Source organism: Bosea vestrisii (assembly GCF_030144325.1).
GTDB classification, from domain to species: domain Bacteria; phylum Pseudomonadota; class Alphaproteobacteria; order Rhizobiales; family Beijerinckiaceae; genus Allobosea; species Allobosea vestrisii_A.
Genome location: NZ_CP126307.1, coordinates 5,895,776 through 5,910,390 on the forward strand (window position 1 = coordinate 5,895,776; position 14,615 = coordinate 5,910,390).

Consider the following 14,615-nt stretch of genomic DNA (forward strand, 5'->3'; position numbering starts at 1 on the left):
GTTTCCGGTCGCGCGCGGCCCGGCGCCGGTAGCGCGGCGCGATCGAGCTTGCCGTTCACGGTCAGGGGTATGTCGGGCACGAAGACGAAGGCCGCCGGCACCATGTGATCAGGCAGCATCTCGCCCAGATGGGCCTTCAGCGCAGCCGGCGAGGGACGCTCCGTGCTGCCTGCAACAAGGTAGCCGACGAGACGCTCATGCCCGTCATCGGAACGGAGCAGCACCGCGGCCTGCCTGATCGCGGGATGGGACATCAGCGCCGTCTCGATCTCGCCGAGCTCGACGCGGAAGCCCCGGATCTTCACCTGCTGGTCGGCCCGGCCGAGATATTCGTAGTCGTCGTCATCGACCTGGCGGGCGAGGTCACCCGAGCGGTAGAGGCGGGCGCCGGGCTGCTGCGGATGCGGCACGAAGCGCGCGGCGGTCAGCTCCGGTCTGTTCAGATAACCGCGGGCGAGCCCGGCTCCCGCGACGAAGATCTCGCCGATCTCGCCACGCGGCACCGGAAGCATGGTTTCGCCATCGAGCAGCAGGAGTTCAAGGTCCGGGATCGGCCGCCCGATCAGGCTCGACCGTGCTTCGGTTTCGGCAGGAGAGAGGGGACGATAGGTGACGTGCACCGTCGTTTCCGTGATCCCGTACATGTTGACCAGATGCGCATGCTCGCCGCGGCGCTGGTACCAGTCGGCGAGGCGTCGCGGGTCCAGCGCCTCGCCGCCGAAGATGACGAGCCGCAGGGACAGCTGATCGCGCCCGTGTCGGTCGTGATCGGACCGATCGAGCGCGGCGAAGGCGGACGGTGTCTGGTTGAGCACCGTGACGCCCTCATCTGCGAGCAGGCGCAGGAAGGCGACGGGGTCTCGCGTCGTGCTCTCCGGCACGATCACGAGACGTCCGCCGTGCAGCAGCGCCCCCCAGATCTCCCAGACCGAGAAATCGAACGATACTGAATGGAACAAGGTCCAGACATCGGCGGGCCGAAAGCCGAACCAGGCCTGCGTCGCACTGAAGAGCCGCGTAATGGCGGCATGCTCGATGGCAACACCCTTTGGCTTGCCGGTCGAGCCCGAGGTATAGATCACATAGGCGAGGCCATCGGCCGCTGCCGGGCATCTCGGGGCCGGGGCATGCGCCACATCGACCTCTCCAGGGTGATGCGGGTCGAGCCGCTGTCGACCAGCTGGCAGCCAGTCAAAGTGTTCGGATGCGATGATGATCGGGGCGTCCGCATCCTCGACCATGAAAGCGAGGCGCTCGCCCGGATAGGCCGGGTCGAGCGGTAGATAGGCGGCGCCGCTTTTCAGGATGGCGAGCAGCGCCACGATCAGGTCGAGCGAGCGTGGCAGGCAGAGTCCGACGATCGTGCCTGGCCCTGCGCCCATGGCGGTCAGCCGGTCGGCCAGTCGCTCGGCGTGCTCGTCGAGTTCGGCATAGGACAGGCTGGCGGCGCCCAGGGAGAGCGCAACGGCGCGCGGTTGAGCAGCGACTTGCGCGGCGAAGAGCTCGACCACCGTCGTCGGCGCGGGCGGGGCGATTGCGATCCCGGACTTATCGGGTCGCGGAGCTGCCGGCTGGACGGCACGTCGGCGCGGAGCTTCAGCGAGGGCGGGAGCAGCGGGTGCCCGTGACTCGCGACGAGCTGAAGCCTTGCGGGTGGCTTTCCTGTCGATGGTCTGTGTCATGCAGGAAAGGCTATGCGCCAAGCCTGCACGACAAAATGGGAGCAGTCGGAGTAACGCCATCTCCCCAGGGGGAGGTAGATTCCGCGCGAGCGGCAGGCGCTGAGCGAGTCCAGCCGAGCGAGGCACACCTAATGGGGTGTGGATGCGGTGGGTTGCGGAGCCCGTGTCAGGGCCTCAGCCGGAAGTAGAGCCCTGAATAGGTCTCGACATGGCATTCCGGATGGAACGGCACGTCGAGGCTGCGCGGCTTCTCCCATGAATCCACGAGCTCATAGCCGAGCGCGAGCAGGCCATCGATGAAACGCGAGCGCGATGCGAGGCTATAAGGACAAAACGAGACTTGGCCTGTCCTCGTGATGACGGACTGGATCGTGACGAAAGACTGTCGCGTGTGGAGCGGCGTCCGCTGGACGATGACGTGCCGGGGACGAACCGCCCAGGCCTCCAGTCGCTCGTGCAGATAGTTTTCGGGAAGGTATTGCAGCGAGCCAGCCGCGAGCAGGATGTCCATGCCGCAGCCGTCTTCGACAGCGTTGGTGAAGCGCAGGCGTGGCGTGGGCTGCCGAGCGGATATGGCCTGCCCGGCCTGGGTGATGTGGGGCAGGTCGAAGACGGTCCAGCGGAACTCATCCGGGAAGGTGAGGTAGCGATCATATTGGCGGAAGGCGTGCCCGACATAGCCGCCCAGATCGAGCAGGCTCCGCGCACCGTCGTCCAACGCGCCGCGCAGCCACAGCAGAACCGGATACTCGGTCGCCGGCATCGGTTCGAAGCCGCCGGCTGCGGTGGTGTAGTGGTCGATATCGGTCATGGCGGTGTGGTCAAAGCCCGCGAGGCCGACTGGCAGGGCGCGCTCCGCAGCCTGGAAACTGTCATACCTTCCGCTGTAGCCGCAGTGATATCTGCCTGCGCGAAACCGGGCCTGGTAGAGCCGTTGGCGCAGCTGGGCGATGCCGGGCCAGCTGACCGAGGCCGTGCGGGCGGCCAGCCGCAGATTTTGCTTCCAGGCGGCCATGACGGTCATCGATCAAGCCTCACTCGCACGCGTCGTCCGGGGGCGGGCGCCCGGTCTGGACGGCTCCGCTTTGGCTGGTGGCAGAATCGCGGTCGCGCCGGAGGGCTCTGATCGCAGTGAGAGAGCCCGCGCCAGCAGTCTGGCCGCGGGCTCGGCGAAGAGCACCGCCAGGGCGAGCAGCAGCAGGAGCACTGTCGATCTCAGGCGGCTTGGTGCGGATGTGCCTTGCGGCGTGCCGACCGAGGGGCGAGGCGGTGCCGTCTCATGCAGCGCAAGCCGCTGGGGAGCCCGTTTGGCCGGCGTGCCAAAAGCCGCTTTCGTGAGTTCGGCGCCTCCCTCGTCGACCGCGAGCCAATGTTTCGCGAAGGCAGCATGCCGGACCGCCGGAAGCGACGGGGAGGCGCGCTCGCTGCTATGGCCTTCCCGGCTGTGCTTCTCCGAGCTCGTCAAGGACCTCTCCGTTTCAACAAGTGGAGTGTCTCCGCTGCTCTGCCGCTCTGGATCGGTCAGCGGGTCATAGAGAAGGGATCGGTCATTGCTGGCTGGCGAGGCCGGTGAGCGAGCGCATCGGCGTCTGTGCCTCCCCTCCTGGAAGCCTACTCTCGATCGCGCGCGCTTTCGGAGCGACCTGGACGATGTCGCCCGGTTGCAGCGAGGTTTCGAATTTCGCCTGGATCGTCACCGGCGTGAGGCCGGCCTGCCGCGTGATCCGGATATCCCAGTCGCTCGCCGCGCTGGAACCTTCGCTTGCGATCATCCGGCGGCGCCGACTTTCGGCGATCTCGCGGGCGACCGGAAGGCTGCGCTCGACCTCGAGGATCTTCTGCCGCGTTTCCTGGAGCTCCATGACGACACGGCGCATATAGGTTGTGTCGAGTTCCCGCAGCCGAAGCGTCAGCTCACCCTTCGCGGTTTCGTTCTTTGCGAGCTCGGCCCGGATACGGGCGGCATCGCTGCGGGCCCGGGCATGTTCGCGCTCGCGCTCGACCTGCACGGTTCGCAGCGCATGGCCGCTCACGGCGAGCTTGTTGTACTCGGAGGATTGCTCCTTCGTCAGCTCGACCTGACGTTCGGCCAGCTCGCCCTGTTCCGTCAGAGCGGTCCTCTCGGATGCGAGCCGTGCGACCTGCTGGCTGAGCAATTCGCGCTCGCCCTCGCGCGTCCGGCGCTGGAAGTCTAGGATTTCCTGCTCGCCAGCCATGAGCTGGGCACTGCCTGAATAAATGCGCGGATCGGGCAGGAGCTGTTTCACGCCGTCGCGCTCGGCTTCCAGCCGGAGGCGCCTCGCCACCAGCGTCTGCAGGGAGGCGTTGAGGATATGCTCGCGTTCGTCCGCGAGCAGAAGCTCGGATTTGAGAACTGCGAGCGACTCGTCGCCGACACGATAGCCGCCGGCCAGCGCGACGCCTCCCAGGACATTGAGCCCGTGCCGGAACGGATAGGTTCCCGGCGAGCGCACCTCGCCCATGATGTAGATCGGCTTCAGCTCGGCGACCCGCAGGCTGACGACTGCATCCTTGAGATAGCCGTCCATGAGGGCGCTGCGAATGCGCGCTTCCGCTTCCATCGCCGTGAGACCCGCGACCCTTATGCGCCCGGCCAGGGGCATGTTGACCGTGCCCGACCCATCGAGCACGAAATCGCCGGAGAGGTCCGTCTGGCCGAAGACCGAGATCGTGACCTTGTCGCCGATCGAGAGTGTCTCCGCGGCTTCGCGTTCCGCGGCCGATACCGTCGGCGCCATGAAGAGCATGAAGGCGGAGAGCGCCAGGAGAAGGCGCCTGAGGCGATATCGTCCCGATCGGCCAACACGGGCCGGCGCTCTGGATGCAGGGCGAGAAGCCCAGTGATGAATCGCTGCGTCCGACATCAGCTTAGACCGTCCTGCTCAATCGAATCTCGCAAGGAGACGAAGGGCGAGGATGTCAGGACCGGCTCTGCTTTCCGCGTTGGCATTCAGGCCTAGCCGTGTCGCCACGGGATTAATCCCATCGTCGAGGCTGGCGGCCATCATTGCGCCAGGACGCCAGGTCGCGTCGCAGGGGAAGTAGCCCTTCCTCGTTGCCGCCGGGAAGCTCACCTCCCAAAGCGTCCTTTGAGAATGAGGTGCTTGCAGCAAAGCTTTCTGCTCCATCCCGTGCACGATCCGGCGGAGTTCAGACATGCAGAAGCGCATTCTCGTCACAGGCGGCGCCGGTTTCCTCGGTTGCCATCTCTGTGAGCGCCTCGTCGCCCAGGGCCATCAGGTCCTCGCGGTCGATAACTACTATACGGGACGTCGCGAGAATCTGAGCGCGCTGCTCGGCCAGCCCAACTTCGAGACGGTGAGGCACGATGTGACCTTCCCGCTCTATCTCGAGGTCGACGAGATCTACAATCTCGCCTGCCCGGCCTCGCCGGTGCACTATCAGCGCGATCCCGTGCAGACCACCAAGACGAGCGTGCTCGGCGCGATCAACATGCTGGGCATGGCCAAGCGGCTCGGCATCCCGATCCTGCAGGCCTCGACCAGCGAGATCTACGGCGATCCTGACGTCCATCCGCAGGTCGAGGACTATCGCGGGCTCGTTAGCATCAGCGGTCCGCGTGCCTGCTACGACGAGGGCAAGCGCTGCGCCGAGACGCTCTTCTACGACTACAAGAGGCGTCACGGCGTGGCGATCCGCATCGCGCGCATCTTCAACACCTATGGCCCCCGCATGAATCTCGAGGATGGCCGCGTCGTCTCCAACTTTATCGTCCAGGCGCTGCGCAACGAGCCGATCACGCTTTATGGCGACGGCCGGCAGACACGCGCCTTCTGCTTCGTCGACGATCTGGTCGAGGGGTTGATGCGGCTGATGAACGTGACCCAGCCGCTGGATACCGCGGTCAATCTCGGCAATCCGGTCGAGACCTCCATGGCCGAAATCGCGGACATGATCATCGCGCTCACCGGTTCGCGCTCGCAAATCGTCTACAGGCCGCTGCCGCAGGACGACCCACGCCAGCGCTGCCCCGACATCAGCAAGGCGCAGGAGCTGCTGCACTGGGTGCCGAAAGTGCCGTTACAGGAAGGGCTCGAGCGCACGATCGCCTATTTCGACGGCGTGCTGTCGAAGTTGCACGATCCCGTGCGGCGGGTCGAGGTCGCGAGGGCGAGCTGATGACAGCCCAAAGCCCGCTGCCGCGCGCCCGCATCATGGGCGTGAATGTCAGCGCCATCACCATGGCGGATGCCCTGCGCACGGTCGAAGACTGGATCGGACGAAAGGCCCAGAACTACGTCTGCATCACCGGCGTCCATGGCGTGATCGAGAGCCAGTCGGATCCGAAGCTGATGGCGATCCACGAGGGGGCGGGAATGGCCACCCCCGACGGCATGCCCCTGGTCTGGATGGCCCGCAAGCTCGGTTACGTGGGCACCGAGAGGGTCTACGGCCCCGAGCTGATGCTGCGGCTCTCGGCCCTGTCGGCCCAAAAAGGGCTACCGCCAGTACTACTTCGGCGGCGCGCCGGGCCTTGCCGAGCGCCTGCGCGAGCGCCTCACCGAACGCTTTCCCGGGCTCGCTGTCGCCGGCACGTTCTCACCACCGTTTCGACCGGCCTCTGCCGATGAGGACGAAGAGACCGTGCGCATGATCAACGAAGCGCGGCCGGACATCGTCTGGGTCGGGCTCAGTACGCCCAAGCAAGAATACTGGATGGCCGGACATCTCGGCCGGATCGATGCACCGGTCATGATCGGCGTCGGGGCCGCTTTCGATTTCCTCGCCGGCACCAAGCGCCAGGCTCCGGCCTGGATGCAGAAGCGCGGGCTCGAATGGCTGTTCAGGCTGCTGTCGGAGCCGCGGCGGCTCTGGCGTCGCTACGGCAAGATCGTTCCGCAGTTCATGCTCGGCGCCAGCCTGCAACTGCTCCGGCAGAAGGCTGAGCTCGCGGATAACCCCAAGAGATAGGTCGTCTCAAAGGGGGTATAGTTCGGTTTAACCACCTGATTTAAAAAGATAAAAACGCTATCACTGAATTGCATTTCTCAGTGGAGCGAAGTAATGTCCAAGAAATCTGTGCTGGTTACGGGCGCTGGTGGCTTTATCGGCTTCCATCTTGTCAATTATCTCAAGGATCGAGGCTATTGGGTCCGAGGGGTCGATATCAAAGACCCAGAATACCAGGCCAGTTCGGCGGACGAGTTCCGCATTCTCGACCTGCGCGAGATGGAGGATTGCCGCGAAGCCGCCCACGGCATGGACGAGGTCTATAACCTCGCTGCGGACATGGGCGGCATCGGCTACATCTCCGGCGCACATGCCTCGATCACGTTCAACAACACGATGATCAGCGCGCAGATGCTGAAGGCGGCATACGACGCCAAGGTCAAGCGCTTCCTGTTCTCGTCCTCAGCCTGTGTCTACCCGCAGCATCTCCAGGATGTGCCCTCGGTCGTGCCGCTGAAGGAGGACGATGCGTTTCCTGCCGATCCCGAGCCGGGATACGGACTCGAGAAGCTCTACACCGAGAAGCTGTGCGAATACTTCACCGAAGACTACGGCTTCCAGACCCGGCTGGTCCGCTTCCATAATGTCTACGGGCCGCTCGGCACCTGGGATGGCGGCAAGGAGAAAGCGCCGGCTGCCATCTGTCGCAAGGTCGCGCTGGCGAAATCGGGTGATGCGATCGAGGTCTGGGGCGACGGCAAGCAGACCCGTTCCTTCATGTATATCGACGATTGCGTCGAAGGCATCTACCGCATCATGCGTTCGGATTATTCCGGGCCGCTCAATCTCGGCACGGACGAGCTGGTCGACGTTAGCGGCCTCGTCGACATCATCGCTGGGATTGCCGGGAAGACGATCCACAAGCGCTTCAACACCAGCCGCCCTCAGGGCGTGCGCGGCCGCAACAGCGACAACAACCGCCTGCGCGAGGTGCTTGGCTGGGAGCCCACGATCCATCTCGGGCAGGGGCTGATCCCGACCTATGCCTGGATCGAGGGCGAAGTGAAGGCGAGGGCCGAGCGCGAGGCTGGAATCGAGCAGGTTTCCACGATTGCGGCGCAATAGCGCCTTCACCTTTCTGCGTAGCTGAACGACACCCCCTGGGAGCTTGCCATGCCGGACGTTGTCACGACTGTCGTGCCCGCCTCGATCGGCATGGCAAAGCCGGGCCGGCGGCTCGGCGTCAGTGTCGCTCCAGAAACACGGCGACGACTGGTCGCCGCCGCGTTTCTGATCGGTGATCTCGTCACGCTGACGATTGTCGCGGGCGTCCTGCAGCTCGGCGCGGCTCTGGCCGCGTCCGATACCGACACCAACATGGCAAGCCTGCTCCTGGTCTGGGCGCTGGCGCTATGCGGTGCTCTGGCCGGCTACGGGTTGTATGGCTCGGACCGGGCCGAGCCGGTCGATCGCCTGCGCCGGCGCGCGCTCGGCAATGTCGCCGCTGTTGCGGCGGTGTTCGCCTGGCTCCTGGTCAATGAGCCAGCCAATCATCTCTGGGGCTTCGTGATCGCTGGCGCGGGATTGATGGTCCCGCTCGGCTATTATGTCGAGGCGCTGATCAGGGGAGGGCTGGTCCGGCGCGGCCTGTGGGCCGCCCCGACCGTGCTCTACGGGACGATATCGGCATGTGTGGCCTTGGCCCGTGAGCTGGCCTCGCGGCCGGAGCTCGGCCTGAAGCCCGTCGCCATTCTCATGGATGAGGAGGCCGAGACGCTGTCCGACCTGGCGGACATTGCTGGTCTCCCGGTGATCACCCGCGGCCAGGCCAGTGTCATCTCGTCGGGGATCGAGGTCGCCCTGTGCGCATCGGGCGATCTCCACGTCGAGAAGGCGGATTGGCTCGCTCGCTTGCCATTGCGCCAGATCTTCGTCGTTCACGATGCCTCGACGCTCCAGGTCCTGAATCCTCAGCTGCGGGCCATGGGCGGATTGCTCGGCCTCGAACTGCGCAGCGCGATCCACATGCCGCGCAACCTGCGCCTGAAGCGGGCGCTCGATCTGATCGTCGCGATACCGCTCGCCCTTCTGGCCCTGCCGGTGATTGCCGTGCTCGCGCTCGCGGTGAAGGCGGTCGATGGCGGGCCTGCTTTCTACACACAGCCGCGCGTCGGCCGGAGCGGCCACGTCTTCAATGTCTACAAGCTGCGCAGCATGTATGCCGACGCGGAGGCGCGGCTCGCCGCCCATCTTGAAACCGATGTCGCGGCGCGGCAGGAATGGGAGCGCTTCTTCAAGCTGTCGAACGATCCCCGGATCCTGCCCCGGATCGGACAGTTCATTCGCCGCTCGAGCCTCGACGAACTGCCGCAGCTCTGGAACGTCCTGCGCGGAGAGATGAGCATCGTCGGACCGCGGCCGTTCCCCGCCTATCACAATCAGTCCTTCGACACCGCCTTCCAGGCGCTGCGGACCAGCGTGCCACCTGGCTTGACCGGTCTCTGGCAGGTCACGGACCGAAGCGATGGCGACCTCGCCGTCCAAAAGCGGCAGGACAGCTTCTACATCCACAACTGGTCGGTCTGGCTGGACTTCTACGTGCTGCTGCAGACCGTTCCGGCCGTCCTTCTCGGGCGAGGGGCGAAATAGCGTGCAGGCGTCTTCCGCCGGAGCTGGCCAGCGGACGCCGGCCGGCCGCGATCCGCATCTCGAGTGAATTCAGCAGGCGAGGCACGGGACCATGGATCTCTTCAGCGACATGCGGGGCCACCGCGCTCCGGCGACGCTCGCCAAACACTATGATGCGGTGACGTTCGACTTCCTCGCCATGCTCTGGAGGAGGCGGCTGCTGATCCTCGCCGTCACCTGTGCGACCATGTTGGCGGCAAGCCTTTTCCTGATGGTGACGCCGCAGCGCTACACGGCCGATCTGGTGCTGCAATTCGATTTCACGCGAGAGGACAGCGGTGGAGGCGGCAAGGCGAGCAGCGTCGCGCTCGATGCGTCGACGCTCGTGGAAAGCGAGGCGCGCATCATCCGCTCGCTGGCGACGGCTCGTGCCGTGGCTTCGCGCCTGGGCCTCGACAAGGAGACAAGGGCGCCGTCCTCCGGTCTTCTCGCGGGAGCTGCCGAACTGATCTTTCCCTCGTCCGTGCGCAGGACTTTGCGCGACCTCTCCGGCTTTGGCGATGCGGCTGAGCCGACGCCGCGCGATATCGCTGCCCAGAAACTGCTCGCATCGCTCGGCGTGAGCAACGATACGAAGGCCTATCTCGTCACGCTGACCTATCGCGATACGGATCCCGACCGCGCGGCGCTGATCGTCAATGCCTTCGGGAACGAGTATCTGCGCCGCAAGATGGAGGCCACCACCAACGCCTCGCAACGCTCGAGCCAGTGGTACGGCGCTCAGGCGCAGGAGGCGCGCGCCAATCTCGGCCGGATCGACAAGGAGATCGAGACCTTCCGCGTGAGAACCGGCTTTGTCGAGCTCGGCCAGGATGGCGCCGATATCCAGCAGCAGCAGCTTCGCGATATGCTGACCCAACTCAACACGACCTCCGCTACACGACTTGCGGAGGAGACCCGGCTTCAGCGCGCGCGCGTTTCTCTGGCCGCGGGCAACATTCCCCAAACGGCCGATCTCGGCGGATCCCCCGTCGTGCAGCAGCTCCTGGACGAGGAGGGCAAGGCGCGCCGGGCTCTCGACGAGATGGTCGCGGTCTCGGGTGAGCGGCATCCCGCCGTGCAGCGGCTGCGACTGTCGTTGGCTGCTGTGCAGGAACGGCTGCAGAAGCAGCTGGCGCAATCCGTCGCCAATATCGAGACCGACGTCGCGGCAGCCCGCACCGCCGAAGCTGCGCTGCACGAGCGCGTTGCGGCATTGCAGACCAAGTCGATCGAGGCGAGGGGCCTGGAAGGCCAGCTGCGAACCCTGCAAGCCGAAGCAACGGCCGCCCGCGACCGCCTGAAGCAGCTTTCAGATGCGCAGCAGCAGGCGAGCGCCGTGAGCGAACTGCGGCCCATCATCGCCCAGATCGTCGCGCCGGCCGATATTCCCTCGCTGCCGAGCTCGACCAAGCCGTCGCTGGTGCTGGGGCTTGCCCTGATGGGTGGGCTGACGGCGGGCGCCGGGCTCTCCTATATGCTGGAGAAGCGGGATCGTGGCTTCCGCAGCGAGAACGAGTTCGCCGCGGAGATTCGAACCAATTGCGTCGGCCTTCTTCCCAATCTCGAGCATTATCCGGGCGGGCTGGAGAGCCTGGTCTTCGCCGAAGCGGTGCGGTCGATGGTGGCCGAGCTGTTTCCGTCCAGCAATCCGCCTAAGTTCGTGCTGATAACCTCTTCCGCGCCGGGAGAAGGCAAGTCCTTCGTGGCCTCCGCCATGGCGCGCGTGCTGGCGATGATGGGACAGCGGGTCCTGGTGATCGACGGCTCGCCCCGGCGTCTCCTGCTGGGCCAGAATTTCCCGCACGAGGCGCTGCTCGACCAGTGCCTGCCGCAGGTCGGCGACATGAGCGGTCCCGGTACCAGCCCGGTCGCCACGGTTCGGCGCGCCTCCGGTTTGCGCGACAGCCAGAACGTCTATTCGAACCCCGCTTTCGAGGCGATGCTTCGGGAGGCGCGGGCGCGCTACGACGTGATCTTGTTCGAAGTGGCGCCTGTGCTGCTCTCCGCCGACAGCGCCTTGCTGCGCGAGCACGCCGACACGGTGCTGCATGTCGTCAGGTGGAACGACACGCTGAAGAGCACCGTCTCCGCAACACTCGATCACCTCGCCAGGCTCGGGCTGGACGTCGCGGGCGTCGTGCTCAACGGCGTCGATCTCGAGGAGCAGGGCCGCTACGAGGTCTCCGATCGCGGGCGGGTCTATCGCAACTACAAGTCCTTCTATCAGGCCTCGGCATGAGCAGGCGCTCGCACCGCTATGCCGCGCTTTTGGCGGCCCGGGATGCCGCAGCGCCTTCGCCACCTCGTGGCGGAGGCTTCAGCTGCCAGAGCTGCGGATCCCCCGCCGTTCACTTGCCGAGCGATCTGTCAGCCGAAGCACTGGTCATCTGCGATGGCTGCCAACGCCCGGTGGCGACGTTGGCCGCCTTCCGGGCTTATGTCGATCGTCAGGCAGCGAGCGCCCAATTCTGCGACCATCACCTGACGGTCTGTCATTCGGACGCTGGAACCGGATCGGACCAGACGGCGTTGACTTGAGCGGCGAATTCGCCTTCTGGTTTCGAGATTAAGGCCATTTGAGGGCTCCGCCCACGAGGGCAAGCGATGATTCGGGCCTGGCAGCGCCGTTCCATCAACAGGGTCGGTGACACCCGGCGACGAAATAATCCATTGAAATACTGTACCAAAACAAGACGATTAGTTCGAATGAACTAATCCTTCCGAGTAAGGATTCATCGCTTCGGGTAGAACCGAATCAGGCCTCAAGGGTATCTAGGCAGCGATCACTTAATGTGTTCCAGCCAAAAAAGGAGCCCCTTTATGGCCACAATCTACATCTCGCCGACTGGAAACGACAAGAATACTGGACTCGACGAAACGTCGGCTTTCCAGACACTGGAGCGGGCGCTGCAAGCCATGCACCAGAGTGCGGGTGCCGACACGGTCTACCTCGCTGGAGGTACCTACTATGCGAAGGATGCCCTTCATCTGACAGCTGCCGATTCCGGCTCCTCCTTCGTGGCGATGCCCGGGGAGAAGGTCGTGATCAGCGGCGGTACGCCGGTGAGCGGCTGGACGAAAGGCGCCGACGGCGTCTGGACGGCGCATGTCGACGCGGACCAGGTCGAGCAGTTCACCCTCAACGGCGTGAAGCAGACGGAAAGCCGTTTTCCCAACGTCGATCCGGACGACCCGGTTCGGGGCGGCTGGCTCTGGGCGAAGGACCTGCCGAACGGATACGATCCCCAGAAGTCGATGGCGTTCAACCCGTCGGATTTTCCGGCCGGTCATGAGCCCAAGGTCGGCCAGACGATCTCGGTCTTCGCCGAGAACGGCTATGCCAACGACAAGCTGACGATCGCCTCGATCCAAGGCAATGTCATCACCTTCACGACGGAAGCCAATTACGACCTTGGCGCCGCGAGCCGCTACTACGTTTCGGAAAAAACGCCGGACGATGTCGGCGAGTGGTCCTATGACAGCGCCACGCAGACCATGCGGTTCAAGGCGCCCGAGGGCTTCACCGGCGAGGGGGCGTCGTCTCCGACGACCACAGCCTGTTCGTCGTCGACGGCGCCAAGAACGTGGGCTTCAAGGAGATCACCTTCACCGACACCGCGGCCAAGACAGGGGACCCCAACACGGCGGCGATCGAGGCGCATGACGCGTCCGGGCTGAAGGTGGAAGGAAACCACTTCATCAACGTCGGCATCGGCGTCGCGTTGCATGGCAACAGCAACGGAAATCTGGTTTCGGGCAACAGTTTCGAGCACATCTGGTCGAGCGCCATCGCGCTGACGCCGGGAACGAGCGGCAATCAGATTTCGAACAACGTCATCGACCGCTCGAACGAGGCTTTCGTTCAGCATGGCTCGATCTCCATGGAGGAGTCGGCGCGCAATCAGATCGATCACAACACGATCACCAATGTGCCGCGCTTTGGCATCGCGGAGATCAACTACGATCCCGGCAATCCGTCGGGCGGTAACACCATCGAGTACAACGACATCCGCCATTCCGGCCAAGAGACGCCTGATGTCGGCGCCATCTACCTGTTCTCGGCCGATGACTCTGGCGCGGCTGGCGACATCATCCGCTATAACCACATCGTCGACACCGGCGGCCTGAACACGAAGGACGGTGGCTTCGCGGAGAATTGGAGTTCCGGCATCTATCTCGACAACATGGCGAGTAATGCGCAGATTTACGGCAACTTCATCCAGGGTACGACGTTCAGCGGCATTCTCATCCACGGCGGATCGAACAACCAGATCCACGACAACACGCTTCTGGACAACGGCAAGTATGGGATTTCGACGATCGTTGCCGATGATCATCCGATCACGGGAAACCAGACCTACCAGAACTTCATCGAGGTTTCCGGAAGACGGTAGCAACACGATCGATACCGACCAGACCGATGCGCGCCTGATCCACGACAACGTCTACTACAATCCCAATGGCGGTGAGTTGACCGTCGCCGACCTCTCGCTGGCGGGCTTCCAACAGCGCGGCGGCGATGCCGGCAGTGTCGCGACGAGCGACGGCGGCTTCGTTAATGCCGGGGCCGGTGATTTTAGCTTCAAACCCGGATCAGCGGCGTTGGCGCATGGTGTCGAATCGGCACCATTCGGTTCCATCGGCGCTACGGGCGTCGTCACGGCACCCGATGTCGATGTGCCCGTGACGCCTCCGAGCGGGCGCGGCACCCCACCGGTCACGCCAGAGCCGGAGGCTCCGAATAATGGCGGCACGCCGCCGGTGACGGCAGAGCCGGAGGTCCCGAATAGTGGTGGCACGCCGCCAGTGACCGCAGAACCGGAGGTTCCGAATACTGACGGCACGCCGCCGGTGACGGCAGAGCCGGAGCTTCCGAATAGTGGCGGCACGCCGCCAGTAACGGAGGTTCCGCCGATCACCGCCCAGCCTGAAATACCGCAAGTCGAAACGCCGGTCTCAAATCCCCCGGACGTGATCACGATCCCCGAAGTGACGGTGCCGGATACTCCGTCAAATTCGGGAGGATGGTCCGGCTGGGGTGGGGACCATGGCTGGGGCGGCTTCGGCGGTGGGCGTGGCGGGTTCCAGGGAAACTGGGCCCAACGCGGTGACGATGACGGTGGTGGCCGCAACTGGTTCCAGCAGAGCTCGACCAGTCGCGATGACGGCGGCGAGCGTGCCGGTGGCCGCAACGGGCTGCAGGATTTCCGGTCGCCTGACGACGATGGCGACAATCACGCCCTGAACCACGCCAGTCACTGGCACTGGTAAGCGGGTCCTGCCCGCGATGACCCGGCTCCGCGACGGAGCCGGGTCATGAAGCCTCAAAAA

The 14,615-nt window shown here is 64.7% G+C and carries 11 protein-coding genes and 1 pseudogene; 9 read left to right on the plus strand and 3 right to left on the minus strand.

Annotated elements, in window-relative coordinates; genetic code table 11:
* Positions 1-59: 59 nt before the first annotated feature.
* The 3 genes and pseudogenes from QO058_RS28975 to QO058_RS28985 all read right to left on the minus strand — a co-directional run.
* A pseudogene (locus tag QO058_RS28975) lies at positions 60-1,742 on the minus strand (amino acid adenylation domain-containing protein); the annotation flags it as partial.
* Positions 1,743-1,848: 106 nt separating this feature from the next.
* Positions 1,849-2,706: a methyltransferase, TIGR04325 family gene (locus QO058_RS28980; RefSeq protein ID WP_284169699.1), complete on the minus strand. Its 858-nt coding sequence runs from the start codon at positions 2,704-2,706 to the stop codon at positions 1,849-1,851.
* Positions 2,707-3,229: 523 nt separating this feature from the next.
* Complete coding sequence (locus tag QO058_RS28985; RefSeq protein ID WP_284169700.1) at positions 3,230-4,450, minus strand: polysaccharide biosynthesis/export family protein; 1,221 nt, start codon at positions 4,448-4,450, stop codon at positions 3,230-3,232.
* Between the two features lie 409 nt (positions 4,451-4,859).
* On the opposite strand from QO058_RS28985, the gene QO058_RS28990 reads away from it, so the two are divergent.
* The 9 genes from QO058_RS28990 (at position 4,860) to QO058_RS29030 (ending at position 14,555) form a co-directional block, all read left to right on the plus strand.
* Positions 4,860-5,843: a UDP-glucuronic acid decarboxylase family protein gene (locus QO058_RS28990; RefSeq protein WP_284169701.1), complete on the plus strand. Its 984-nt coding sequence runs from the start codon at positions 4,860-4,862 to the stop codon at positions 5,841-5,843.
* On the plus strand, positions 5,843-6,295 hold the full coding sequence (locus QO058_RS28995) for a WecB/TagA/CpsF family glycosyltransferase (RefSeq protein ID WP_284169702.1): 453 nt from the start codon (positions 5,843-5,845) through the stop codon (positions 6,293-6,295). The genes QO058_RS28990 and QO058_RS28995 overlap by 1 nt, the downstream gene beginning before the upstream one ends.
* Positions 6,210-6,635, plus strand: a complete 426-nt coding sequence (locus tag QO058_RS29000; protein WP_284173058.1) for a WecB/TagA/CpsF family glycosyltransferase — start codon at positions 6,210-6,212, stop codon at positions 6,633-6,635. Before QO058_RS28995 ends, QO058_RS29000 begins: the two co-directional genes overlap by 86 nt.
* Positions 6,636-6,728: 93 nt before the next feature.
* Entirely contained in the window at positions 6,729-7,739 is a 1,011-nt protein-coding gene (locus tag QO058_RS29005; RefSeq protein WP_284169703.1) for an NAD-dependent epimerase/dehydratase family protein, read from the plus strand.
* Between the two features lie 48 nt (positions 7,740-7,787).
* Positions 7,788-9,263: an exopolysaccharide biosynthesis polyprenyl glycosylphosphotransferase gene (locus QO058_RS29010; protein ID WP_284169704.1), complete on the plus strand. Its 1,476-nt coding sequence runs from the start codon at positions 7,788-7,790 to the stop codon at positions 9,261-9,263.
* Between the two features lie 91 nt (positions 9,264-9,354).
* On the plus strand, positions 9,355-11,523 hold the full coding sequence (locus QO058_RS29015; RefSeq protein ID WP_284169705.1) for a GumC family protein: 2,169 nt from the start codon (positions 9,355-9,357) through the stop codon (positions 11,521-11,523).
* A gap of 551 nt (positions 11,524-12,074) precedes the next feature.
* Positions 12,075-12,962, plus strand: a complete 888-nt coding sequence (locus QO058_RS29020) for a hypothetical protein (RefSeq protein WP_284169706.1) — start codon at positions 12,075-12,077, stop codon at positions 12,960-12,962.
* Positions 12,869-13,678 (plus strand): right-handed parallel beta-helix repeat-containing protein, encoded by an 810-nt coding sequence (locus QO058_RS29025; RefSeq protein WP_284169707.1) that lies wholly within the window; start codon positions 12,869-12,871, stop codon positions 13,676-13,678. The genes QO058_RS29020 and QO058_RS29025 overlap by 94 nt, the downstream gene beginning before the upstream one ends.
* Positions 13,608-14,555, plus strand: coding sequence for a hypothetical protein (locus QO058_RS29030; protein ID WP_284169708.1), 948 nt, complete (start codon positions 13,608-13,610; stop codon positions 14,553-14,555). The genes QO058_RS29025 and QO058_RS29030 overlap by 71 nt, the downstream gene beginning before the upstream one ends.
* Positions 14,556-14,615 lie beyond the last annotated feature (60 nt).